At 61.4% G+C, this 25,005-nt stretch carries 19 protein-coding genes and 1 tRNA gene; 12 read left to right on the forward strand and 8 right to left on the reverse strand.

Annotated elements, in window-relative coordinates:
- Positions 1–3: 3 nt before the first annotated feature.
- A complete protein-coding gene (locus tag KI612_RS09070) occupies positions 4–2,091 on the forward strand; it encodes a putative bifunctional diguanylate cyclase/phosphodiesterase (protein ID WP_226443701.1) in 2,088 nt (695 codons plus the stop codon).
- Complete coding sequence (locus tag KI612_RS09075) at positions 2,088–4,574, forward strand: ABC transporter permease (RefSeq protein WP_226443703.1); 2,487 nt, start codon at positions 2,088–2,090, stop codon at positions 4,572–4,574. Before KI612_RS09070 ends, KI612_RS09075 begins: the two co-directional genes overlap by 4 nt.
- On the opposite strand, the gene KI612_RS09080 is transcribed toward KI612_RS09075, so the two are convergent.
- Complete coding sequence (locus KI612_RS09080; RefSeq protein WP_226443704.1) at positions 4,571–4,966, reverse strand: ATP-binding protein; 396 nt, start codon at positions 4,964–4,966, stop codon at positions 4,571–4,573. The genes KI612_RS09075 and KI612_RS09080 overlap by 4 nt on opposite strands.
- Positions 4,967–4,988: 22 nt before the next feature.
- Between KI612_RS09080 and KI612_RS09085 the strand changes: the two genes are divergently transcribed.
- Together KI612_RS09085 and KI612_RS09090 are read left to right on the forward strand one after the other, a co-directional pair.
- On the forward strand, positions 4,989–5,447 hold the full coding sequence (locus tag KI612_RS09085) for a FecR family protein (RefSeq protein WP_226443706.1): 459 nt from the start codon (positions 4,989–4,991) through the stop codon (positions 5,445–5,447).
- Positions 5,437–6,030 carry an OmpA family protein gene (locus tag KI612_RS09090; RefSeq protein ID WP_226443708.1) on the forward strand — a complete coding sequence of 198 codons (594 nt, stop codon included), beginning with the start codon at positions 5,437–5,439 and terminating at the stop codon, positions 6,028–6,030. Before KI612_RS09085 ends, KI612_RS09090 begins: the two co-directional genes overlap by 11 nt.
- Here KI612_RS09090 and KI612_RS09095 read toward each other — a convergent pair.
- Genes KI612_RS09095 through KI612_RS09105 form a run of 3 tightly spaced genes read right to left on the reverse strand, consistent with a single transcriptional unit; the run spans position 6,017 to position 9,449 of the window.
- Positions 6,017–8,146 carry a CHASE2 domain-containing protein gene (locus tag KI612_RS09095; RefSeq protein ID WP_226443710.1) on the reverse strand — a complete coding sequence of 710 codons (2,130 nt, stop codon included), beginning with the start codon at positions 8,144–8,146 and terminating at the stop codon, positions 6,017–6,019. The genes KI612_RS09090 and KI612_RS09095 overlap by 14 nt on opposite strands.
- Positions 8,143–9,105, reverse strand: a complete 963-nt coding sequence (locus tag KI612_RS09100) for an MBL fold metallo-hydrolase (protein WP_226443712.1) — start codon at positions 9,103–9,105, stop codon at positions 8,143–8,145. Before KI612_RS09100 ends, KI612_RS09095 begins: the two co-directional genes overlap by 4 nt.
- Positions 9,102–9,449, reverse strand: a complete 348-nt coding sequence (locus tag KI612_RS09105; protein ID WP_226443714.1) for an STAS domain-containing protein — start codon at positions 9,447–9,449, stop codon at positions 9,102–9,104. The genes KI612_RS09100 and KI612_RS09105 overlap by 4 nt, the downstream gene beginning before the upstream one ends.
- Before the next feature lie 165 nt (positions 9,450–9,614).
- On the opposite strand from KI612_RS09105, the gene KI612_RS09110 reads away from it, so the two are divergent.
- From KI612_RS09110 to KI612_RS09125, 4 genes are all read left to right on the forward strand, one after another.
- Complete coding sequence (locus tag KI612_RS09110; protein ID WP_226443716.1) at positions 9,615–11,765, forward strand: YgiQ family radical SAM protein; 2,151 nt, start codon at positions 9,615–9,617, stop codon at positions 11,763–11,765.
- 28 nt (positions 11,766–11,793) lie between these two features.
- The gene (locus KI612_RS09115; RefSeq protein WP_226443718.1) at positions 11,794–12,192 is read left to right on the forward strand and encodes a group II truncated hemoglobin; all 399 of its coding nucleotides are present in this window, start codon (positions 11,794–11,796) and stop codon (positions 12,190–12,192) included.
- Positions 12,193–12,263: 71 nt separating this feature from the next.
- On the forward strand, positions 12,264–14,105 hold the full coding sequence (typA, locus tag KI612_RS09120) for a translational GTPase TypA (protein WP_226443720.1): 1,842 nt from the start codon (positions 12,264–12,266) through the stop codon (positions 14,103–14,105).
- A gap of 9 nt (positions 14,106–14,114) precedes the next feature.
- A complete protein-coding gene (locus KI612_RS09125) occupies positions 14,115–14,270 on the forward strand; it encodes a hypothetical protein (protein WP_226443722.1) in 156 nt (51 codons plus the stop codon).
- A gap of 57 nt (positions 14,271–14,327) precedes the next feature.
- Here the strand turns inward: KI612_RS09125 and moaA are convergent, their stop codons facing one another.
- Complete coding sequence (gene moaA / locus KI612_RS09130; protein WP_226443724.1) at positions 14,328–15,368, reverse strand: GTP 3',8-cyclase MoaA; 1,041 nt, start codon at positions 15,366–15,368, stop codon at positions 14,328–14,330.
- 120 nt (positions 15,369–15,488) lie between these two features.
- Here moaA and KI612_RS09135 point away from each other — a divergent pair, with 120 nt between their 5' ends.
- Positions 15,489–15,947, forward strand: a complete 459-nt coding sequence (locus KI612_RS09135; protein WP_226443726.1) for a hypothetical protein — start codon at positions 15,489–15,491, stop codon at positions 15,945–15,947.
- A gap of 168 nt (positions 15,948–16,115) precedes the next feature.
- Here KI612_RS09135 and KI612_RS09140 read toward each other — a convergent pair.
- Positions 16,116–16,191: transfer RNA gene (locus tag KI612_RS09140), tRNA-Asn, on the reverse strand.
- 164 nt (positions 16,192–16,355) lie between these two features.
- Here KI612_RS09140 and KI612_RS09145 point away from each other — a divergent pair.
- On the forward strand, positions 16,356–17,954 hold the full coding sequence (locus tag KI612_RS09145; protein ID WP_226443728.1) for an AsmA family protein: 1,599 nt from the start codon (positions 16,356–16,358) through the stop codon (positions 17,952–17,954).
- A gap of 52 nt (positions 17,955–18,006) precedes the next feature.
- On the opposite strand, the gene KI612_RS09150 is transcribed toward KI612_RS09145, so the two are convergent.
- Entirely contained in the window at positions 18,007–19,215 is a 1,209-nt protein-coding gene (locus tag KI612_RS09150) for an amino acid aminotransferase (RefSeq protein WP_226443730.1), read from the reverse strand.
- Between the two features lie 75 nt (positions 19,216–19,290).
- Here KI612_RS09150 and uvrB point away from each other — a divergent pair, with 75 nt between their 5' ends.
- Positions 19,291–21,354: an excinuclease ABC subunit UvrB gene (gene uvrB / locus KI612_RS09155; RefSeq protein ID WP_226443732.1), complete on the forward strand. Its 2,064-nt coding sequence runs from the start codon at positions 19,291–19,293 to the stop codon at positions 21,352–21,354.
- Positions 21,355–21,359: 5 nt separating this feature from the next.
- Positions 21,360–21,842 carry a low molecular weight protein-tyrosine-phosphatase gene (locus KI612_RS09160; RefSeq protein ID WP_226443734.1) on the forward strand — a complete coding sequence of 161 codons (483 nt, stop codon included), beginning with the start codon at positions 21,360–21,362 and terminating at the stop codon, positions 21,840–21,842.
- A 69-nt stretch (positions 21,843–21,911) separates the two neighbouring features.
- Here the strand turns inward: KI612_RS09160 and KI612_RS09165 are convergent, their stop codons facing one another.
- Positions 21,912–24,695, reverse strand: a complete 2,784-nt coding sequence (locus KI612_RS09165) for an Rne/Rng family ribonuclease (protein ID WP_226443736.1) — start codon at positions 24,693–24,695, stop codon at positions 21,912–21,914.
- Between the last annotated feature and the right edge of the window lie 310 nt (positions 24,696–25,005).

A 25,005-nucleotide genomic window follows, 5' to 3' on the forward strand; every position in this document is an offset into this window, starting at 1 on the left:
GCCATGTTCAATCTTTCGCGCTATTTCTCGACGCTCAGTTTTGTTCTCATCGTGCTGGCAGCCGGCGGCCTGGGCCTGCTTTACCGCGAGTTGTCGCTGCATCAGATCAGCGAGCTGGCAGAAAGCCGCAATGTCGCGATGGCGCAGGTTTTCGAGAATGCCCTGCGCCAGCCGCTCGAACGTCTGATCAGTGTGTCAATCGGGCGGGATGGCGGGGAAATGCTGCGTAGCGGAGAGGTCGAGACGCTGCGCGAGAACTCGCAGATCCTGATGCGTGACACGGCGGTCATCAAGGTCAATATCTACAACCGGCTCGGCTTGACGGTCTTTTCCACGGACGCGCGTCAGGTTGGCGAAAGCCGCCTGGAAAATCCCGGCTTTCGTTCGGCAATCAATGGTGTGGTGCTCAGCGAACTGGTTCATCGCAATACGGCAGACACGATGGAAGGCAGTGTCAGCGATGTCGATCTGCTGTCGAGTTACATCCCGATTTACGGTGAAGGCCACATGATTGAAGGGGTGTTCGAGCTCTATCAGGATGTCTCCCCGTTCATGGCGCAGTCGCGGCGCAGCCTGTGGTGGGTGATGGCCGGGGTGCTGTCGGTCTGTGCCGCGCTGTACCTGATGCAGTATCTGGTCGTACGCCGTGCCCAGCGCATTCTCAAGGAACAGGAAGGGCGCATCAAATCTGCACGCGATACCCTGGAAATCCAGGTCGATGCCCGTACCGCCGAACTCAAGCGGGCCAACAGCCAGCTGGAAGAAGAGGTGGGAGTGCGACGGCAGGCTGAAAGCAAGCTGAATTACCTGGCCTATCACGACCCGCTGACCGGGCTGGCCAACCGGCGCTGTTTCATCGAGCGCCTCGAAGAGAGCATGCAGGAAGCCGTGCGCAGCGAACAGCGCCTGGCGGTGTTGTTCATCGATCTCGACCAGTTCAAGCAGGTCAATGACTCGCTGGGCCATGGCGTTGGCGATGAGTTGCTGGTGGCGGTGGCGTCGCGTCTGTCCGAGCATGTGCGCCTGATCGACATGCTGGCCCGCCTGGGTGGCGACGAGTTCATCTGCCTGATGGAAGGCGTGCGCAACGAAGAGGATGTCGCTCTGCTGGCACAGGAGATCAACGCCGCTTTTGCGGCGGCTTTCCTGCTTGGCGAGCATGAGTTGTTTCTTTCGGCCTCGATCGGTATCTGCCTCTATCCCGGCGATGGCGACAACGTGCTTGAGCTGATGCGCAATGCCGATACGGCGATGTACCGCGCCAAGGGCCAGGGGCGCGGTCTCTTTCATTTCTATACGCCGGAAATGACGCGCGATGCCCGCGAACGCATTCGTCTGGAAAACCTGCTGCGCGGTGCGCTCGACAATGACGAGATTTCGCTGCATTTCCAGCCTCAGGTCGATGCGGCGGATGGCCGGCTGGTCGGTGCCGAAGCCCTGGCGCGCTGGGACAGCCCGCGTCTGGGCAGCGTCAGTCCGGTGCGCTTCATACCGCTGGCCGAGGATTCCGGCATGATCATCGCGCTCGGCAGCTGGGTGTTGCGCGAGAGTTGTCGCCAGATCGTCCAGTGGCAGGCCGCCGGCTTCGATTTGCCACAGGTATCGGTCAATATTTCGGTCAAGCAGCTGGAGCGGCCGGGCTTCGTCAATGACCTGGCGGCGATCATTGCCGAAACCGGCGTCACGCCGGCCTGCCTGAAACTCGAAATCACCGAATCGGTGGTGCTGGCGATGGCCGATGCCTGCGCCTTGCTCGAGCGTGTGCGGGCGCTTGGCGTGACGCTGGCCCTCGATGATTTCGGTACCGGCTACTCGTCGCTCAGCTATCTCAAGCTTTTACCGGTCGATCAACTGAAGATTGATCGATCCTTCATCATCGGCATCGGCAGCAATTCCGGTGACGAGGCGATCATCGAAACGGTGATGGCGCTGGCGCGCAGCCTCGGTTTCGAGGTGCTGGCCGAAGGCGTTGAAACGGTCGGTCAGGCCGAGTTCCTGAGTGGCCACGGCTGCCACCAGTTCCAGGGCTTCCTCTACGGCAAGGCTGTCGCCGCCGACGAATTCCAGGCGACCTGGCAGGCCCGGCCATGATAGTCCTGGCCTGGCGCCTGCTCGGGCGCGAGCTGCGCTCCGGCGAATTGCGCCTGCTGCTGGCGGCGCTGGTGGTTGCCGTCGCTGCGGTCAGCGCGGTCGGCTTTTTTGCCGACCGGGTGCGTCTGGCGCTGGACAGCCAGGCGCAGCAACTGCTGGGCGGGGATCTGATATTGATTGCCGATCATCCCTGGCCGGCCGGCATTGTCGAGGAAGCTGGCCGGCGTGGCCTGCAAGTTGCTGAAACGCTGACGTTTCCGAGCATGGTGCAAGCCGCCGGGCGGGTCCAGCTGGCCGATATCAAGGCGGTCAGCAGCAACTATCCCTTGCGCGGCAGCCTGGGCGTGACGCGGGCGCGCGCTGCGCCAGCCGCCGCGGTCAATGCCGGACCGCCGGCAGGCATGGTCTGGCTCGACGAGCGTCTGGCCGATGCACTGCAGGTTGCGCCCGGTGCCATGTTGACGCTGGGTAACAGTCGCCTGCGGGTCGATGCGATCCTGGTGCAGGAGCCTGATCGCAGCTTCAACCTGTTCAGCCTGGCACCGCGCCTGATGATGAATGTCGCCGATATTCCGGCGAGCGGCCTTGTCCAGTTCGGTTCGCGCGTCACCTACCGCGTCTTGCTGGCTGGTGAGGCGAGGCCGCTGAGCGGTTTTCGCAATTGGCTGGATGGGCGTCTGGCGAGCGGTGAACGCCTCGAAGATGCACAAAATGCCCGTCCGGAAATTCGCAGTGCGCTGGAGCGGGCGCAGCGCTTTCTTGGCCTGGCGACCCTGTTGACCGTTGTCCTGGCGGCGGTGGCCGTCGCCCTGGCGGCGCGCCGCTACATGCAGCGCCATCTCGATGCCTGCGCGATGATGCGTTGCCTGGGCATGACGCAGCGCCGGCTGATTGGCCTGCATGCCTGGCTGTTCGCCTGGCTGGCCGTGCTCGCCATCGGGCTGGGCGGTCTACTCGGATTTTTTGGCCATTTTGTCCTGAGTGAATGGCTGGCGGCACTGCTCGCGACCCGCTTGCCCTTGCCCGGTGCCTGGCCCTTGTTGCACGGGGCGGCGGTCGTTCTTGTCCTGCTCTTCGGTTTTGCCTTGCCGCCGGTGCTGCAACTGAGCCGGGTGCCGACCCTGCGCGTGCTGCGCCGCGAACTCGGGCCGCCGACGCCCTGGCTGCTCGGCGGCTACGGGCTTGGCTTGTTGCTGTTGGCCGGCCTGATGTTGCTGGTGGCCGACGATAGGCGGCTGGGCGGCATCGCGGTCATCGGCTTTGCCGGTGCGCTCGGTGTTTTCTGGCTGTGCGCCCGGCTGGCCATTTTCGCCATTGCCGGCGTGCGGCGGGGTGGGGCGTTCGGCTGGCGCCAGGGGATGGCAAACCTGTCCCGGCATGCGGCATCGAGCAGCTTGCAGATCGTGGCACTGGCAATCGGCCTGATGGCCATGCTCCTGCTCACCGTGACCCGCGGCGAATTGCTGGCGGCCTGGCAGAAGGCTTCGCCGCCCGATGCGCCGAACCGTTTCGTCATCAACATCCAGCCCGGGCAGCGCGCCGAGGTGGCGGCGAGCCTGGCGGCGGCCGGGATCAAGGCCGAGCTGTCGCCGATGATCCGGGCGCGCTTGCAGAAAATTGCCGGTCGACCGGTTTCGGCAGCCTCTTTTCCCGAGGACGAACGGGCGCAGCGCCTGATCGAGCGTGAATTCAATCTTTCATGGCGGACCGACTTGCCGGCTGCCAACCAGATTGTGGCCGGCCGGTGGTTTGCGCCGCCGGCCACCGGGCAGGCCGAGGCTTCGGTCGAGGAAGGGCTGGCCAAAACGCTGGGCATCAAGCTCGGCGACGAACTGCTGTTCATGATTGCCGGGCAGGAAAAGTTGCTGCGCGTCAGCAGTCTGCGCAAGCTCGACTGGGATTCGATGCGTGTCAATTTCTTTGTGCTGACGCCGCCCGGCGTGATCGAGGATGCGCCGGCCAGCTACATCACCAGTTTTTATCAGCCGGAGACCGACACGGGTTTCGGTCGGCAGCTGGTGGCGCAATTCCCCAATCTGACGGTGATCGACGTGGCGGCGGTATTGCGCCAGTTGCAGGACCTGGTTGGCCAGGTCGCCGGGGCCGTGCAGTTCATCTTCCTGTTTACGCTGGCGGCCGGCGCCATCGTGCTTTATGCCGCGCTGCTCAGTGCCTTTGACGAACGGCGTTACGAACTGGCGGTGATGCGCGCCCTCGGTGCACGCCGCCCGCAATTGCGCCAGGCGATGCTGGCCGAACTGGCGGTGATCGGCGGCCTGGCCGGTCTGCTTGCCGCCGCTGGCGCGATGGCGCTCGGTCAACTGATCGCCTGGCGGGTTTTTGCCCTTGAATTGCCGTTGACCGTCTGGCTGCCGCTGGCTTCGTTGCTGGGCGGTGCGCTGATGGCGATTGCCATCGGCTGGCTGGCTATTCGCAGCCTGCTCGATACGCCGCCACTGCAGGCCTTGCGGGCGGGCGCCTAAAGCGCCAGTTCGATGACGTTGTGTCCGGCCGCGCGGTGGTAACGAAAGACGCTGCTCATGCCGCGGATCAACTCGATGCCGAGACCGCCGATATCGGCGGTGCTTTCACTTGGGGCAAATCGGGTCGGATCGAAAGCGCCGGCCGTGTCGCGGTAGGTCAGCAGGAGGTGGGGCATTTTGTGCTCCAGACGGATGTCGACCGCTGCGTCGCATTCCTCGCCATGGCCGTGGCGGATGGTATTGGTCAGCAATTCCTCGACGATCAGTTGCAGGCGCTGGCCGTCAATCTGGCTCAGGCCGAACTGGCCGGCCTGTTCGGCAAGCCAGTTCATCAGGCCGGGTAACTCGCTGTAGCGCGCGCTGACTGAAATGTCCGTAGAATGAGCAGGCATGTTTTATCGGGAGGAATCAGACATGATTAAAACACATCACAAGGCTGCCTGGGCGCTGCTTGCGCTGGCTTTCAGCCTCGCCGCGCAGGCCGCCGATCCGGCCGGCATGGTCAAGACCAGCAGCGGTCAGGTCAGTATCGAACGCGGTGGCCAGAAACTGATCGCCGTGGTCGGAACCCAGGTCTATGTCTCCGACAAGCTGCGGACTGCCGGTGACAGTACGGTTGGCGTGACGTTGCGCGACTCCACCTTGCTGTCGGCCGGACCGAATTCCCTGATCATCATCGACAAGTTCGCCTACGACACCACCTCGCAGGCTGGCAGCATGTCGATCGGCATTCGCAAGGGCACGCTGGCCGTGGCCAGCGGCAAGATCGCCAAGCAGACGCCGGAGTCGGTCGATTTCCACACGCCGACCTCGGTGCTCGGTGTGCGCGGTACGGAATTCGCTGTTGAAGTCGGAGGCGACAATGAGGAATGAAATGCGTCTTTCGCTGCTTGCACTCGCGGTGCTGATGCTCGCCGGCTGTGCCAGCAGCGAACGTGTGGTACTGCTGCCTTCGGCCGATGGTCGCGCCAGTGCTGTCGTGGTGCGCGATGCCAAGGGTGAGCTGGTACTTGATCAGCCCTATGCCGGCAGTGTGCGCAGTCAGGGTACGAACAGTGCCTACCGGTCGACGCCGGAAGAGGTCAAGGAACGCTTCGGCGCTGCCCTGGCCGCCCAGCCGGCACGCCCGCGCAGCTATGTGCTGTACTTCCAGGGCGGTGGCAACCAGCTGATGCCGGAATCGCAGACCGAGTTCGCCAAGATGCGGGCCGAGGTGCTCGCCTGGCCGGCGCCGGAAATCATGGTCATCGGTCACACCGACCGGGTGGGCAGCGTGCAGTCCAACGATGCCTTGTCGCTCAAGCGTGCCGAGTCGGTGCGCACCTTGCTGATCGAAGCCGGGATTCCCGCCAGCAAGCTGGAAGCGGCGGGGCGCGGCGAGCGTGAACCTTTGGTGGCGACGGCTGATGAAGTCGCCGAAGCCAAGAACCGCCGGGTTGAAATCAACCTGCGCTGAGCAGTTGACCGTTGTAATGCAGCACAAGCAGGGTCAGGTCATCCACCGCCGGGTGGCCTGACTCGAAGCTGCGCACGGCGTCGCGCAGGGCGCCGGTGATCTCGGCCGGGCTGCGCCCGGCATTGGCCCGCAGTGTTGCCTGCAGGCGCTCGGCACCGAACAGCGAATTTCCGTTGCTGGCTTCGGTCACGCCATCGGTGTACAGACAGAGCTGATCGCCTGCCTGCAGGCGGATGCGGTCACTGACAAAGGCGTAGCCTTCGGTGGCGCAGAGCGGTGGTCCGGAATGGCTGGCCGTGTCGATCTTGCTGATTTCTCCATTGCGCAACAGCAGCGGCGCATCGTGGCCGGCGCAGACGAATTCCAGTTCGCCGCTCATCGCATCGAAAATGCCGATGAAGGCGGTGACAAAAAGAAACTCGCCGTTCTCCCGGTTCAATTCCTGCTCGACCTCGCACACCGCCCGGGCGAGATCGGCTTCGCGCCGGGTCAAGGTGCCACTCAGCGTTTTCGCGATGGCCATGAACAGGCTGGCCGGAATGCCCTTGCCGGAAACGTCGCCGACGGTCAGGCAGAGGCGGTTGGCATCGAGCATGAAACAGTCGTAATAATCGCCGCCGACGGCGAGAGCCGGTTCGAGCAGGGCGGCGACGGAAAAGCGTTTTTCTCCGGCAAACAGGCGTTGCGGGTCGGGCAGCAGGCCCATCTGGATGCGCCGGGCGGCATCAAGCTGGCCGGCGGTGCGGGCGGCGGCTTCGCGGCTGAGCTGGAGAGCGAATTCAGCCTGGCGGCGGCGGGCGTCGGCCTCGATCAACGTATTGCCGAGCAGCACGATGAAGACGGGGCTGAGCAGCAGCACCAGTGACGGGCCATCGAACAGCCATTGGCCGGAATGAAAGGCGAGGTAGCCAGCGCCAATCAGCAGGAGTGCCAGGCTGCCGAAGCTGAGTACGGCAAAACGTGGCTGCAGGCGCGGTACACCGGCGATCAACAAAAGGCCGCCAAGGAGCAGGGCGCCCAGTTCGAGCGTCGGCATCCACCATGGCCGCTTGAGCGCGGCGCCGCTCAGCATGCTTTCAATGACCTGGGCGTGAATGTCCACGCCGGGCACGACTTCGCCGAGCGGCGTGATGATGCGGTCCTGCAGGCCGGGGCTGTTCAAACCGAGGATGACAAAACGCGACTGGAAAATTTCGGCAGGGTGTGCGCCGGACAGGACGTCGGCCGCCGACAGGAAATAATTCGAACTGGCCTGGCCATAATGGACCAGCAGTTCGCCGTTGGCCTGGGTGGGCAGGCGGTAGTCCCCGATACGCAGGGCTTGCATGCCATGTTTGCCGACTTCGGGGGTCACCGTCCCGGCTTCGCCCAGTGCCTGGCGCAGCATTTCCAGGGGGAGTGACAAAAAAGTCTGCTCATTGATTCGGGCAACGGTCGGCACCCGGCGCAGCACGCCGCGCTCGGTGCTTGAATGCAAGCCATCCGGGCTGGCGTTGATCAGGCCTTCACCAGCTGCCGCCTGTTCCAGTTCGCCACGACTGACGACGGCAGCAGCGAACCGGCTGATACCCGGCCAGTCAGTCGGCGTGCCTGCCGGCATGGGCAAGGATTTGGCCGGTTGGCGCGCGCCGGGTAGCGGATTGCCGACGCCGGCCATGGCGAGTACGGTCGGGCCGCTGGCGAGTGTACGGGCGAGATGCGCGTCCGGCTCGGGTAGTGCGGCGAGTGTCTGTCTGGACAGTCCCTTGAGTTGTTCACCGAGCACACCTGGGCTGTAGCGGTCGGGTTCGGCAAAAATGATGTCGATGCCCAGTGCCAGCGGCTGGCCGGCCAGAATCCTGGTACAGAGGCGGGCGATCAGGTCGCGCGACCAGGGCCATTGTCCGTATTCGGCAAGGCTCTGGCTGTCGATGCCGACGATGATCACCGGCTCGCTTTCCCGCGCGCGTGGCATCTGGCGCTGGTAGCGGTCGAATTGTGCCTGGCGCAGGCTGTTCAGTGGCGTCGAGTCGCTGTAATGCAGCGTAACGGCGGCGCCGATCAGCAGGAGGCCGGGCAGGGCCAGTCCACGCCCGGCGCGGAGCAGCGTCAGGCCGAGGCTGGTGAGGCGCTTCACAGCTCGATGGTCAGACCGTCGTAGGCGGAGATGACCTCAAGCGCGGCACCGTCGCCACGGGTGATTTGCTCCAGGCGTCGGGTTTCATTGAGCAGACGGAGGAGTTGCTTGTCGTCATGGACCGGCTCGTGGTGAAACAGCGCGAGGCGTTTGGCTGCGGCGGCCTGGCATAGCTCGACACCGACCACGTTGCTCGAGTGGCCCCAGTCGGCCTTGACCGAGATGGCTTCGGCCAGTGAATACATGGCGTCGAAAATGACCAGGTCGGCCTTGGCGAAAAAGCGGATGAAGGCATCGCGCTCCTCGCCGGCATCGAGGCGATGTTCCGAATCGGTGGTGTAGATGACGGTGCGGTCGATGCTCTCGAAACGGTAGCCGTAAGAGTCGCCGGCGTGCAGTTGCAGCTTTGGCGTGACATTGAGACCGGCGATGTAGTGCGCCTTGTCCGGCGTCATCAGGTCAAATTCGATGCGGGCGCCGGCTTGCGAATAATCGACCGGGAAGCACGGCGAGCGCATCTGCATGCGGAAGGCTTCTTCGAGCTGGGCGTGGCAGCCGTGGATCACGATGCGGTTGCCGGGTATGTACATCGGCGCAAAGTATGGGAAGCCCATCAGGTGGTCCCAGTGCAGATGCGAGATGAAAATGTGGTAGGTCTGCGGGTTGGGGACGCCGAAGCTGGCAATCTTGGCCTGACCCAGGGGGCGGGCGCCGCTGCCCATGTCGCAGATGATGTGTTCCGGGCCGTCTGTGATGATTTCGACGCAGGAGGTGTTGCCGCCAAAGGTACTGCTCGTGGAAAAGGGCAGGCTGGCGACGAATTCATTCAGGGCACTCTGCGACTTGAATTTCCGTCCGTCGGCGGCGGTCAGGGCGGCACAGATTTTTTCCCGAATGTCGCGTGATTGCAGCGCGACCGGCAATGAGCCACGGGTCCCCCAGAAAACAACCCGTTTCATTTGCCAAGTACCTTGCAGGCTGCTTCGATGTTCAGGTAGCAGGGAATAATCAGGTTGAAGCGGCTGATCGCGAAGACTTCCTGAACCAGCGGCTGCAGTGAGGTAATGGCAAAGACACCTTGTTGTGCCTTGGCGTGCCGGGAAGCAATCATCAGGACGCGCAGCCCGGCGCTGCTGATGTATTCCACGCCGGAAAAATCGAGCAGCAGCGGCGGTTTGCCGGGCATGCAGTCCACGATCAGCGCCTCCAGCGCGCTGCCGAATGCATCGCTGGCAATGTGGTCGATCCGGCCGCTGGCCGATGCAATGAGGATTCCGGATTGTTCGCGAGTGAGGAGCTTCATCGTTGCCAGACGTGGTTTATGCTGTAGCCGGTGATTATGCCATGCACGGCCGGGCTGTGGGCTCGGGTAAAATACGGCATGGATTCAAATCAGCAAGCCAGCCGGCCTTTGTTCGGCTACCGTAAATTCTGGGCCCACCGTTTCGGCCCGGCTCCCTTCCTGCCCATGTCCCGCGCCGAAATGGACGTGCTCGGCTGGGATTCCTGCGACATTATCCTGGTCACCGGCGACGCCTACATCGACCATCCGAGTTTTGGCATGGCACTGGTCGGTCGACTGCTCGAAGCACAGGGTTTTCGCGTCGGCATCATTTGTCAGCCGGACTGGAACTCCGCCGCCGACTTCAAGAAGCTGGGCAAGCCCAACCTGTATTTCGGCGTCACGGCCGGCAATATGGATTCGATGGTCAATCGCTACACCTCCGACCGCAAGATCCGCTCCGACGACGCCTACACGCCGAACGGCGAGGCCAACAAGCGGCCGGATCATGCCGTCACGGTCTATGCCCAGCGCTGTCGCGAGGCCTTCCCGGGCAGCAACATCGTGATCGGCTCGATCGAGGCCAGTCTGCGCCGGATCGCCCATTACGATTACTGGTCGGACAAGGTACGACGTTCCGTGTTGCCCGACTCCAAGGCCGATATCCTGATTTTCGGCAATGCCGAACGCGCGCTCGTCGAACTGACGCATCGCCTGGCCAAGGGCGAGCCGATCAAGGAAATCCGCGATCTGCGCGGTACCGCCTTCATGGTGCCGATCGGCTGGCTGCCGTCGGACGACTGGAATGTCATGGATTCGAGCGAGGTCGATACGCCGGGACCGCTGGTCAAGCATGCCGATCCGTATGCCATGGATGCAGCAGGATCGAGGAATGAGGATTCAGGATCGAGTAAAGGCGGTCAGCCACTGGTTTTTTCCCCTAAATCCTCGATCCTCGATCCTCAAGCGAGGCGCGAAGCGCGTCGCGTCCAAAGAGCTCACACCGTGGTGCGTCTGCCGGCGTACGAACGGGTCAAGGATGATCCGGTACTCTACGCCCACGCTTCACGCACTTTCCATCTCGAGTCCAATCCGGGTAATGCCCGGGCCTTGGTCCAGGCGCATGGCGAGCGCGATGTCTGGCTGAATCCGCCGCCGATTCCGCTCACCACCGAGGAACTCGACGGCGTCTACGAGCTACCCTACGCCCGCCGGCCGCACCCGAGCTATGGCGAGGCGAAGATTCCGGCCTGGGAGATGATCCGTTTCTCGGTCAATATCATGCGCGGCTGTTTTGGCGGCTGCACCTTCTGCTCGATCACCGAGCACGAGGGGCGCATCATCCAGAGCCGTTCGGAAGAGTCAGTGCTGCGCGAAATCGAGGAAATGCGCGACAAGACGCCGGGTTTTACCGGCATTGTTTCCGACCTCGGCGGGCCGACCGCCAACATGTATCACCTCAAATGCAAGGACGAGAAGATCGAGGCGTCCTGTCGCCGCCTGTCCTGCGTTTATCCCGATATCTGCGAAAACCTCGGTACCGACCACAGCAAGCTGATTTCGCTATACCGCAAGGCACGCACGCTGAAGGGCGTCAAGAAGGTGCTGATCGGCTCCGGTCTGCGCTACGACCTGGCGGTGCGCTCGCCGGAGTACATCAAGGAGCTGGTGACCCATCACGTCGGCGGCTACCTGAAGATCGCGCCGGAACATACCGAGGAAGGCCCGCTGTCGAAGATGATGAAGCCGGGTATGGGCGCCTACGATCGCTTCAAGCAGTTGTTCGACCGTTTCTCGCGCGAAGCCGGCAAGGAGCAGTACCTGATTCCGTACTTCATTGCGGCGCATCCGGGAACGACCGACGAGGACATGCTCAACCTGGCGCTGTGGCTGAAGAAAAACAACTTCCGCCTTGACCAGGTACAGACCTTCCTGCCGACGCCGATGGCGCTGGCAACGACGATGTATCACAGCGAGAGGAATCCGCTGCGCAAGGTGTCGCGCAGCAGCGAGCAGGTCGGGACCGTGCGCAACGGTCGCCAGCGCAAGCTGCACAAGGCTTTCCTGCGTTATCACGATCCGGCCAACTGGCCCTTGTTGCGCGAGGCGCTCAAGGAAATGGGGCGGGCTGATTTGATCGGCAATGGTAAGAAGCAGCTGATTCCAGCCTGGCAGCCGGCCGGCACCGGCGATGCGCCGCGTGGTCAACCGGCAAAAATGGTCAAAAATCAGCCCGGCGCCTTGCCGCGGCGCGCTGAAAGCGGGCATCCAGCACGCCCTGGGGCGCCGTCGCGCCCGTTGGTCGGCCGCAAGCCGGTCGCGCGCAAACCACGTTAAATAAAAAGTTTTTCGGAGAGCAATGAGCATGGAAAGCAAGGAAAGTACGGCAACGACCTACGAAAAGATCGGCGGCGAAGCGACAGTCGGCAAGCTGGCGGATCGCTTTTATGAACTGATGGACAGCGTTTCGCATTTTGCCGAGTTGCGTGCCATGCATCCGGAAAGCCTGGCCGGCTCGCGGGAAAAGCTGTTCATGTTCCTCTCCGGCTGGTTTGGTGGCCCGGATCTTTTTGTTGAAAAATTCGGTCATCCGAAATTGCGCGCCCGGCACATGCCCTTTGCCATCGGCACCAAGGAGCGTGACCAGTGGGTCGCCTGCATGGTGCTGGCGATGGAAGACATCGGGCTGGACCCCGATATCCGCAAGGTGCTGCTGAACAATTTCTTCAATACGGCTGATTTCATGCGTAATAAAGAGGGCTAAAAGCCTTCTTGGGGATGTTGCGTTGCAGCATGGGGTGATAGAATCACGCCTTTGATTTTTCAGGCCTTCCCATGTCCGCTCGTCCGATTCGCAACATCGCCATCATCGCCCACGTTGACCACGGTAAAACCACCCTGGTCGACCAGCTCCTCCGTCAGTCCGGCACCTTTGCCGCTCACCAGCAGCTGGTCGAGTGCGTCATGGACTCCAATGACCTGGAAAAGGAACGTGGCATCACGATTCTTTCCAAGAACACTGCGGTCGAGTACGAAGGCGTACACATCAACATCGTCGACACCCCGGGTCACGCGGACTTCGGTGGTGAAGTCGAGCGCGTGCTGGGTATGGTCGATGGCGTAGTCCTGCTGGTCGATGCCGCCGAAGGCCCGATGCCGCAAACCCGTTTCGTGACCAAGAAGGCGCTGGCCCTCGGTCTGCGCCCGATCGTGCTGGTCAACAAGGTTGACCGCGACGGTGCCGATCCCGACAACGCCGTCAACCTGACTTTCGACCTGTTCGACAAGCTGGGTGCTTCCGACGAGCAACTGGACTTCCCGATTGTTTACGCCTCGGGCCTGAACGGTTGGTCGGCCATGGAACTCGACCAGCCGCGCGAAAACATGAAGCCGCTGTTCGACACCATCCTGCGCCACGTGCCGGCACCGGATGCCGATATCGAAGCGCCGCTGCAGCTGCAGATCACTGCGCTTGATTACTCCTCCTACGTCGGCCGGATCGGCGTCGGCAAGATCATTCGCGGTCGCGTCAAGACCGGTCAGAACGTGCTGGTCATGTTCGGTACCGAAGAAGAAGCGGCTGAACACGAACGTACCCCGATCAAGGCCAAGATTGGCCAGGTGTTCGGCTACAAGGGCCTGAACAAGGTCGAGATGGAAGAAGGTCTGGCTGGCGACATCGTGCAGATCACCGGTATCGAAGATCTGGTGCTCGGTTGTACCGTGACCGACCCGGAAAGCCCGGAATCCCTGCCGCTGCTGAAGATCGACGAGCCGACGCTGTCCATGCAGTTCATGGTCAACACCAGCCCGCTGGCCGGTACCGAAGGCAAGTTCGTGACCAGCCGCCAGATCCGCGATCGCCTGCACAAGGAATTGCTTACCAATATGGCGCTGCGCGTGCATGACACCCCGAACGGCGACGTGTTCGACGTTTCCGGTCGCGGCGAACTGCACCTCGGCATCCTGCTCGAAAACATGCGTCGCGAAGGCTTCGAACTGGCTGTCGGTCGTCCGCGCGTCGTCAAGAAGACGATCAACGGTGTCGAGTGCGAACCGTACGAACTACTGACGGTTGACGTCGAAGAAGACACCCAGGGCGGCGTCATGGAAAGCCTCGGTCAGCGCAAGGGCGACCTGCAGGACATGGTGCCGGACGGTCGCGGTCGCGTCCGTATCGAATACCGCATTCCGGCGCGTGGCCTGATCGGCTTCCAGGGCGAATTCATGAACCTGACGCGCGGCAATGGCCTGATGAGCCACGTGTTCGACGAATACGCCCCGGTCAAGGACGGCAGCGTTGCCGAACGTCGCAACGGCGTGCTGATCTCCCAGGATAACGGCGAAGCCGTTGCCTACGCACTGTGGAAGCTGCAGGATCGCGGCCGCATGTTCGTGGTGCCGGGCGACAAGCTGTACGAAGGCATGATCATCGGTATCCACAGCCGTGAAAACGACCTCGTCGTGAATCCGATCAAGGGCAAGCAGCTGACCAACGTCCGTGCCTCCGGTACTGACGAAGCCGTGCGCCTGGTGCCGTCGGTTCAGCTCAGCCTGGAAGCTGCGGTCGAGTTCATCGAGGAAGACGAACTGGTCGAACTGACGCCGAAGTCGATTCGTCTGCGCAAGCGTTACCTGACCGAAATCGAGCGCAAGCGCGCCGTACGCGGTCTGTAAGCAAGCAGCATGCGTTTCTGCAAGCCCTGCCGGGATGTGCTGAAACGACATCAAAAGGCGGCCCGTCGGGTCGCCTTTTTTATTATCCTGTCGCTGATGTTGACGGGGCTGGGGAAGATTTCGAAGCCGGTAAATGAAATCGGCTTCTGCAGGATTTATCCCTGATTTTTGCTGCTTTTTAGCGGTCGACCGCTAAAAAGCAGGCAAATTGCCGGCAACTGTTCAGCCGCCGGTCATCGACATGAAGCGCACGACTTGCGGCGTTTCCAGCTGTTGCGAGAAGTCGTGGCCGAAAGGCTTGATGCCCATGCTGTCGATGATTGCCTGGCGCAGGTCGGCATCGTCCTGGCCGCGCAGGATGGGGAGCAGGTGCATGACGTCGTTTTGACCGAGGCAGGGGTGGAGTTCGCCCTGGGCGGTGACGCGGACGCGGTTGCAGCTGTCGCAGAAATTATGGCTGTGCGGCGAAATGAAACCGAGGCGTGATTCATGGCCGGCGATGCGCCAGTAACGGGCCGGGCCGCCCGAGGATTCGTCACAAGGAGTCAGCTCGAAGTGCTTGGCCAGGATGGCGCGCGCTTCTTCGGATGAGATGTAGGTCTGGTTGCGGCCCAGGATGTCGCCGAGTGGCATTTCCTCGATGAAGGAAATATCGAGTTCGTTGGCGAGTGAATAGCGGACGAGTTCGACAAATTCGTCATCATTGGTGCCGCGCATCATGACCGTGTTGAGCTTGGTGCGGCGAAAGCCGGCCTTCCGGGCGGCTGCGATCCCGTTGAAAACCTTGTTGATGTCACCGATCCGGGTGATCGCCCGGAAGCGTTCGGGGCGCAGGGTGTCGAGGCTGATGTTGAGGCGTTTGACGCCGGCTGCGTAGAGCGGCCCGGCAAAGCGCTCCAGTTGCGAGCCATTGGTGGTCAATACCAGGTTGTCGAGGCCGGGCAGGGCACCCAGCCGTTCGATCAGCCACATCGCGTCCTTGCGAACGAGTGGCTCGCCACCGGTAATGCGCAGCTTGTTCACACCTAGCCCGACGAAAACCTTGGCGATGCGCAGGCATTCTTCGAGGCTCATCACCTCGTCGCGCGGCAGGAAGGTCATTTCCTCGGCCATGCAGTAGGTGCAGCGAAAATCGCAACGGTCGGTGATCGACAGGCGCAGGTAGCTGACCCGACGTCCGTATTTGTCGATCAGGGTGTTGCCGGGGTGGCCGGTTGTCGTGCCGGTACCTGGTGCTGCTGCGACTGGGGGGGCGGATATCATGGATTTGTTTTGTTTGGCTTGCAGGCGCTGCGGTGCGGGCTCAGAATGCGCATCCGCTGACAGGTGCGGGCGCTGATTATCGGTGGTCGGGTTGTTGCAAACAAGTGGATAGGTCAAAAAATGAAAAAGTTCATTCTTCTTGCTGCGTTGTCATCGGCTCTGCTGGCGGGGTGTCGCGGCGGCTTTGTGGCTCCGCCGCCTTTGCGGGCCGAAGCCGTCTTTGTTGCCGGTTCGGTCGGCAAGATTGGCGGTCTGGTCAGTTTCAGCCCGGTTGGCAATCGCTTGCGGGTAATTGCCGAGCTGTCCGGTGTGCCACCCGGGGCGCATGTTTTCCGGATTGGCCGAAGTGCCGGTTGTGCAGCTGAAGAGGGGGGCGGGCAGCAGGGCGGCGTGGCGTTGCCGACGATTGTTGCGGATTCGTCCGGTGCAGCCCGGCTGACCGCCTATCTGGCGGGAGTCGAGCTGGGGGGCGAGGGTGAAAATATCATCGGGCGCAGCGTGCGGGTTTATGCGCGTCCGGAGTATGTGGATGGCAAATCTGACGTGCTGATCGCCTGCGCCGTGATCATGCCGAAATGACAGGTGTGGAAGCTGGGCGCCGGATGATTATGCTATTCGGCAAAGCCCTGTCTGAGGGTAGAATGTGCGTCTTGTCGGGTAGCGGGGTGCCTGGTTTGGCAGGCAATGTGGTGGGTGGGGCAGAAATGCAAATGGCCCACATTGCTGTGGGCCATTCGGAATATTTCTTGGCTCCCCGACCTGGGCTCGAACCAGGGACCTACGGATTAACAGTCCGGCGCTCTACCGACTGAGCTATCGAGGAACAGAGGCGCGCAGTATAGGTTTCGAGGTCTTTTCTGTCAAGTTTTTTGTGATTTTCAAGAAGAAAAATATCCGGTTATGGATGCAAAGCTGATTTACGTAAAAACCCCGATCGGGGACGAGGCGGTACGACAAAGCACGCGTGTCGTTCAGCGAAATCTTCGCATGGTCCTCGTTCAGGTTGATGGGAAACTCAATGTCGCGGAATTGTCGGCAAAAATAGGCAATCCCCGTCTGGTTGAGGGAGCTTTGCGCGAATTGGAAGAGGGTGGGTTCATTGCTACCAAGCAGGGGGCTGTGCTGGTCAGGGAGCCAGTCAAGCCATTGGCGCTGAGCACCGAGCGGGTTTCGGCGATCTCCCAGTTTTCGACTTTCGGGAAAAATGCATCGGGCAAGCAGTCCGCAAGTGCGCCGGAGAGTGCGGTCAGTCAGTTTTCCTCTTTCGGCAAGCCGGTATTGCCTGCGGCCGGGCGTCTCAGCCAGATGCCCCCTGTTGCCAGGCACGAACCGGCCCCCTCCGACGAGCCGGTTCATCTGCCGCGGCGGACTGGTTCCGTTGCGCGTTGGTTGCTTGTTGCCCCGTTTGTCATTGGCTTGTTGCTGCTGCTTCTGGTTCTGGGCTATCCCTATGACAAGCTGAAACCGGGTATCGAAGCGGCTGCCGGCAAGTTGCTGCAGGTGCCGGTGCAAGTCGGTAGCGTCGGCGTTGCGTACTGGCCACGCCCAGCCCTGCTTCTTGCCGATGTGCGGATTGGCGAGTCAGCGGATGTCAAGGTTGATCAGGTTCGTATTGCCTCGCCGCTGTCCCTGCTGGGTTCTGCGCCGCATCTGCTTTCCCGGGTTGATCTGGTGGGCGTTTCGGTGCCAGCCGATTTTCTTGTTTCTTCCCGCCTGTTCCAGGCGTCATCGCGCGATGCGGCTGAGACCCATGTCATTCAGCGCCTGACTTTCGAGAAGCTGACAGTTTCAGCGAACGATCTGGCGCTGAAGGATCTGTCCGGAGAGGTTGTTTTCAAGAATGATGGCGGTGTGGAAAAGGCCAGTTTCGCTAATGTCGATCTGGGTATCCGCTTCTCCGCGACGCCTGCCAAGGGCGGCTTTTTGCTCGATATCGAGGGTTTTGGCTGGAAGCCGTTCGGGCAGTTGCTGAGTTTTGATTCCTTGCAGGCCAAGGGCTTGTTGCAAAAAGGGAAGCTGGTTGTCCAGAGTTTTGATACGACCTTTTTGAATGGCATTCTGAAGGGAAGCTGGTTGCTGGACTGGAGCGGGAGTGGCTTGTCGATGGCCGGTGACGCCACCCTGGCTCGACTGGATTGCCGCAAGGTGAGTACGGCTTTCGCGCCTGAATTGAAGCTGGAAGGCGAGCTGGGTGGCAGTTTGCGTTTGCGCGGCAATGGCAAGGACTGGGATGCCTTGCTGCGCAATATCGATGCCAATCTTGATGCCGATATAACGCGTGGCATTTTGCACGGGGTTGACCTGGGGGAGGCTGTTCGCCGCGGCGCCGGTTTTGTCGTGAATTCCGGCTCGACCAAGTTCGATCGCCTGAAAGTTGCAGTTGCGATCAACCCGCGTCAGGTCGTGGGGCGCGATATCCAGATGTCGGCGGGGATGGTTACGGCTAGCGGACAGTTCTCGGCCGTCGCCGATCGTCCTGTTGATGCCGGTTTGCTGGTGACGATGCAGTCTTCGGTAGCAACTGCGCGCACCTCGGTTCGGGTCAGTGGTGTCTTGCCGAATCTGAGCGCAGTCAGCGGGCGATAAAAAAGGGCAGGACCTCGGTCCTGCCCTTTGCCATCCTGCCGGGCCTGATTGATCAGGCCTTGGTGACGGCGGCGATGGCCTTGGCCACGTAGTCGAGGTTCTTGGTGTTGAGTGCGGCCAGGCAGATACGACCGGTCGACACGGCGTAGATGCCGAATTCGTCCTTCATGCGTTCAACCTGGGCGGCGGTCAGGCCGGTGTAGGAGAACATGCCGCGTTGATGGGCGACGAAGGAGAAGTCCTGGGCGCAGCCGGTGGCCTTGATGGCATCGACCAGGCCGGTGCGCATGGCGCGGATGCGCAGACGCATGCCGGCCAGTTCTTCTTCCCACTGGGCGCGCAGTTCGCTCGAAGCGAGTACGGCAGCAACCAGGGCGCCACCGTGGCTCGGCGGGTTGGAGTAGTTAGTGCGGATGACGCGCTTGACCTGCGACAGCACGCGGGCCGACTCTTCCTTGGCGGCGGTGACGACGGACAGGGCGCCAACGCGCTCACCGTACAGCGAGAAGTTCTTGGAGAACGAGCTGGAAGCAAAGAACTGCAGGCCGGAAGCCGAGAAGGCGCGAATCGCGACGGCGTCGGCATCGATGCCGTCGGCAAAGCCCTGGTAAGCCATGTCAAGGAAGGGCACCAGGCCGCGTTCCTTGCAGATGCCGACAACTTCGGCCCACTGGGCGTCCGACATGTCGGCGCCGGTCGGGTTGTGGCAGCAGGCGTGCAGCAGCACGACCGAGCCCGGTACCATGGCGTTCAGGTCGGCCTTCATGCCGGCGAAGTTCACGCCGCGGCTGGCCGCGTCGTAGTAGGTGTAGTCTTCGACCACGAAACCGGCGGCCTCGAACAGGGCGCGATGGTTTTCCCAGGACGGGTTGCTGATGTAAACCTTGGCGTCCGGATTGAGGCGCTTCAGGTAATCGGCACCGATGCGCAGGGCACCCGTACCACCGATGGCCTGGGCGGTGATCACACGGCCGGCAGCGAGGAGTTCGGAGTCCTGGCCGAACAGCAGGTTCTGCACGGCGGTGTTATAGGTGGCCGGGCCTTCGATCGGCTGGTAGCCACGCGGCAGGGCTGCCTTGACGCGGATGTCTTCGGCCGTTTTGACGGCGCCGAGCAGGGGGATCTTGCCGTTGTCGTCGAAATAGACGCCAACGCCGAGGTTGACCTTGGTGCTACGCGTGTCGGCATTGAAGGATTCGTTCAGGCCGAGGATGGGATCACGCGGGGCCATTTCCACCGCAGCAAAGATCGAAGAGGACATAAAGACTCCATGGAATAATAGGCACAATGTTCGCACAGCGATCTTGCCGGGCGAGAGAAACCGAAGAATTTTAGCATGATAGAAACCCCGACCAACACACCCGTAGCCTGCTTTGAAGGCAGTCCCTTCCGTCTGCATCAGCCGTTTCCGCCGGCCGGCGATCAGCCCGAGGCGATCCGCCTCCTCGTCGAGGGGCTGGAGGACGGTTTGTCCTTCCAGACCTTGCTCGGCGTAACCGGTTCGGGCAAGACCTACACGATGGCAAATGTGATCGCCAGGACAGGTCGACCGGCGCTGGTGCTGGCGCCGAACAAGACGCTGGCGGCGCAGTTGTATTCGGAGTTCAAGGAGTTCTTTCCGGAAAATTCGGTCGAGTACTTTGTTTCCTACTATGACTATTACCAGCCGGAAGCCTATGTCCCGTCGCGCGACCTGTTCATCGAGAAGGACAGTTCGATCAACGACCACATCGAGCAGATGCGCCTGTCGGCGACCAAGAGCCTGATCGAGCGACGCGACGTGGTGATCGTCGCCACGGTGTCCTGCATCTACGGTATTGGTGATCGCGACGAGTATCACAACATGATCCTGACCATGCGCGTCGGCGATCGACTCGACCAGCGCGCCATCGTCAAGCGCCTGACCGAGATGCAGTACGAGCGCAACGACATGGATTTTCACCGCGGAACATTCCGCGTACGCGGCGACATCATCGACATCTTTCCGGCCGAACATGCCGAACACGCCATCCGTGTTTCGCTGTTCGACGACGAGATCGAAGGATTGCAGTTTTTTGACCCGTTGACCGGTCATCTGCTGCATAAGGCACTGCGCTTCACCGTTTTCCCGGCGTCGCATTACGTGACGCCGCGCGACACCGTGGTGCGTGCCATCGAGGCAATCAAGACGGAGTTGCGCGAGCGGATCGACTTCTTTACGAAGAACAACAAGCTGGTCGAGGCGCAGCGTATCGAGCAGCGCACCCGTTTCGATCTCGAGTTGCTCGACCAGATCGGCTTCTGCAAGGGCATCGAAAACTACTCGCGGCACTTTTCCGGGCGTCGCGCCGGCGAGGCGCCGCCGACCCTGATCGACTACCTGCCGGCCGATGCGTTGATGTTCATCGATGAGTCGCACGTTACCATCGGCCAGGTTGGCGGCATGTTCAAGGGAGACCGTTCGCGCAAGGAGAATCTGGTCGATTACGGCTTCCGGCTGCCCTCTGCGCTCGACAACAGGCCCTTGCAGTTCAACGAATTCGAGTCGCACATGCGGCAGACGGTGTTTGTCTCGGCGACGCCGGCTGATTACGAAAACCAGCATGCGGGGCAGGTCGTGGAGCAGGTGGTGCGGCCGACCGGCCTGGTCGACCCGGAAGTGATCGTGCGTCCGGCATCGACCCAGGTTGATGACCTGCTTGCGGAAATCAGGAAGCGGGTCGAGGTTGGCGAGCGCGTCCTGGTCACGACGCTGACCAAGCGCATGTCGGAAGATCTGACGGACTTCCTCGCCGACAACGACATCAAGGTGCGCTACCTGCACTCGGATATCGATACGGTTGAGCGTGTCGAGATCATTCGCGATCTGCGTCTCGGCGAGTTCGATGTGCTGGTCGGCATCAATCTGCTGCGCGAGGGGCTCGACATTCCCGAGGTCTCACTGGTCGCAATTCTCGATGCCGACAAGGAGGGCTTTTTGCGCTCCGAGCGCTCGTTGATCCAGACCATGGGCCGGGCGGCGCGTCATATCCATGGCACAGCCATCCTTTATGCTGATACAGTTACGCAATCCATGCAGCGCGCCATCGCCGAAACCGGGCGGCGGCGCGAAAAGCAGATCAGTTTCAATCTGGAGCAGGGTATTACGCCGCGCGGTGTGTCCAAGAAAATCAAGGACATCATCGATGGTGTTTACGATGCAGAATCGGCGCAGACCGAGCAGAAAGCAGCTCAGCAGCAGGCTGCCTATCTGGCCATGGATGAAAAGAGCGTTGCCAAGGAAATCAAGCGTCTGGAAAAACTGATGCTTGAGTGTGCGAAAAACCTTGAATTCGAAAAGGCGGCGGCGGCCCGCGACGACTTGTTCCGGCTCAGGGAGCGGGTTTTCGGTGCGGCGCCCCACGACCCTGATGGAGACTGATAAAAATGATATATCGCGTGCTCTTTGTGTGCATGGGAAATATATGCCGATCCCCGACGGCGGAAGGTGTCCTGCGGCAATTTGTCCGGCAGAACAACCTGGGAGACAAGGTCGAGGTTGATTCGGCCGGAACGCATGGCTATCACGTCGGTGAGGCGCCCGATTCGCGGACGCAGCGTGCCGCGGCGGTGCGTGGCTACAATCTCTCGCAACTGCGGGCCCGCAAGGTGGCGCGCCAGGATCTCGATTATTTCGACCTGATTCTTGCCATGGACAAGAATAATCTCGACAACCTGCAACGTCTGGCGAGTCCGGAGCAGCATGAAAAGATCAAGCTGTTCATGGATTTTTCAAAAAACTTTGACGACAACGAAGTGCCTGACCCGTATTACGGCCTTGGGCATGGTTTCGATCTGGTGCTGGATATGGTTGAGGATGCTGCGCAGGGGCTGATCGAGGACATCAAGGAAAAGCTGGCGCATTCCTGATTCGCTGTTTGAACCGGAAATAAAAAAGGGGCGCCCGAAGGTGCCCCTTTTTTTGTCAGGCCGAAACGCTCAGTTCTGCGTTTCCACCATGACCAGTGGTGCATCCTGGGACTGCTCGGCAGCAGTCTTCTGCTTGCGCGGACGCCCCAGCTTCACGGGTGCTTCCGGTTGGGCCATGAGCGGTGCCGCCGTGGTTTGCACGAGGACCAGGCCGCTTTCGGAAAGGGTCTTTTCCAGATCAACCGGAACGGCGACCGGTGCCACGATTTTGCTGCTTTCGACGACGTCGACCGCTACGGCGGCAATCGCGACTTCCGGTTCGGCTGCAGGAGGAGCGATTTCAGGTTGCGGCGCGGCTTCGACAGGTGCAGCAAGTGCTTCCGCCGGTGCAGCGACTTCAGTTGCCGGAGCTGTGACTTCAACTGCCGGAGCTGTGACTTCAGCTACCGGAGCGGCGGCTTCAACTGCCGGAGCGACGGCTTCGGTGATGGTGACGGCAACCGGCTCGACAGCAGCTGGTGCAGCTTCCTGGGCGAGGACCGGGGCAGGCTGGGCGGCCGGTTCCGGTGCCGGAATCACGACGACAACCGGTTCCTGGCTGATCTGCTCGGCGCTTTCGGCAACTGCCGGAGCCTTGTCCTGCGTTTCCGCCGGTGCTGCATTGACGCCGTTGTTCTCGGCTTCGTTGCGGCGTTCACCGCGGCCGCGACCACCGCGACGACCACGGCGACGGGCGCCCTGTTCTTCGCCGTTGCCGGCTTCGGGGGCATCGCCGGCGTTGCCCGGCAGATTCAGGTTGGCCGTTTCAGCGGTAGCGACCGGAGCGTTCAGCTTGTTGTCGACGCTGGTTTCCGCCGGTTGCTGGCGATCGCGGCGTTCCTTGCGTTCGCCGCGCGGGCGACGTTCCTGACGCTCGCCTGCATTGGCTGTCGTAGCGGTCGACTCTTCACGCGGGGCCTTTTCCGCGTTGCGTTCGCCGCGTTCGTTGCGATTGCCGCGTTCTTCGTCACGTCCCTTGTTGCGCCCGTTGCGGCGGCCATCCCTGCCTTCGCCACGTTCACGACGACCTTCGTTGCGGCCTTCGCGCGGCTTTTTCGGTGCCGGTTGGGCAACCGGTGCCGGTTCGGCAGCCTTGGGCTCGCTACGGAACCAGGAGAAGATCTTGGCGATCAGGCCGGCTTCAGCCTGTGCCGCTGCCGGTGCCGGCACTTCCACCGTCTTTTCCGGCATGATCGGCGCCGGTTGTTCCGGCGAGATACCCTTGATCATGGCTTCCTGGCGCGGCTTGGCAGCTTCGTCCTTGCCGTTGCCCGGCTTGCTGGCTTCCTCGATCGGGGCGTCGACCATCTTGTAGGACGGTTCACGCACGTCGTCGTTGTTGAGGTCGTCGTGGCGCAGGCGGGTAATCGAATGTGCCGGCGTTTCCAGGTGGATGTTCGGGATCAGCAGGATGGTGACCTTGTGGCGCAATTCGATGGCCTGGATGTCCGGGCGCTTCTCGTTGAGCAGGAAGGTGGCAACATCGACCGGCATCTGGACATGCACGGCGCCGGTATTTTCCTTCATCGCTTCCTCTTCGAGGATGCGCAGGATGTGCAACGCGGCCGATTCGGTGGAGCGGATGTGGCCGGTGCCGGTACAGCGCGGGCAGGAGATGTAGCTGGTTTCGGCGAGAGCCGGACGCAGGCGCTGACGCGACAGTTCCATCAGGCCGAAGCGGCTGATCTTGCCCATCTGAACGCGAGCACGGTCGAAACGCAGCGCATCGCGCAGGCGGTTTTCGACTTCGCGCTGGTTCTTCTGGTTTTCCATGTCGATGAAGTCGATCACGATCAGGCCGCCGAGGTCGCGCAGGCGGAGCTGGCGGGCCAGTTCTTCTGCGGCTTCGAGATTGGTCTTGAACGCGGTTTCTTCAATATCGGCACCCTTGGTGGCGCGACCGGAGTTCACGTCGACTGCAACCAGCGCTTCTGTGTGGTCGATGACGATGGCGCCGCCGGACGGCAGGTTGACCTGGCGGACGAAGGCGGTTTCGATCTGGTGTTCGATCTGGAAGCGCGAGAAAAGCGGTACATCATCGCGGTAACGTTTGACGCGATTGATGTTGGCCGGCATCACCGTGCCCATGAAGGCGCGGGCCTGTTCGTACACCTCGTCGGTGTCGATGAGGATTTCACCGATTTCCGAGTGGAAGTAGTCGCGAATGGCGCGGATGACCAGGCTGCCTTCGAGGTAGATCAGGAAAGCACCACTCTGCTGCTTGGCGGCGCCTTCGATGGCGGTCCACAGCTGCATCAGGTAATTCAAGTCCCACTGCAGTTCCTCAGCCTGACGGCCGATGGCTGCGGTACGGGCGATCAGGCTCATGCCGCTGGGCACTTCGAGCTGGTCCATGGTGTCGCGCAATTCGGCGCGCTCGTCACCGTCGACGCGACGGGAAACACCACCGCCGCGCGGGTTGTTCGGCATCAGCACGAGATAACGGCCGGCCAGGGAAACGTAGGTGGTCAGGGCGGCGCCCTTGTTGCCACGTTCGTCCTTGTCAACCTGGACGATCAGTTCCTGACCTTCCTTGAGGGCTTCGTTGATCTTGGCGCGACCAACTTCGATGCCGGGCTGGAAATAGGAACGGGAGACTTCCTTGAACGGCAGGAAGCCGTGTCGATCCGCGCCGTAGTCTACGAAGCAGGCTTCGAGACTGGGTTCGATGCGGGTGATGATCCCCTTGTAAATATTGCTTTTACGTTGTTCCTTGGCGGCTGATTCAATGTCTAGGTCAATCAGTTTCTGACCATCAACAATGGCGACACGGAGTTCTTCAGCCTGTGTCGCATTGAAAAGCATGCGTTTCATTATTTTGGGGCTCCAGCGCGCTTGGAGCACGCGACAGGGAAGCGCCAGTTCAGGCAGCGACAGTTTCAGTTAGCGGATTGCTTCATGTAAATAAATGGCAAAGGCGATGAAGAATGTGCTGATCAACAAATGGCTGCGTGTTTTTTATTGAAATTCGCAACCTGATAATTCCTGCAACGGGCAATCCGTGCGTGCTTAAGGCGGGCTAATCCATTAACATCACTACTTTTGGTGAGTGAACTTAACCAGTCGTTTCACGTTGGTCTGGCTTGCGCAAGTGGCGCAAGTGAGACTTCGGAGCCTGCCGTGC

It is taken from the genome of Quatrionicoccus australiensis, from assembly GCF_020510525.1.
In the GTDB taxonomy this organism is placed as follows: Bacteria; Pseudomonadota; Gammaproteobacteria; order Burkholderiales; family Rhodocyclaceae; genus Azonexus; species Azonexus australiensis_B.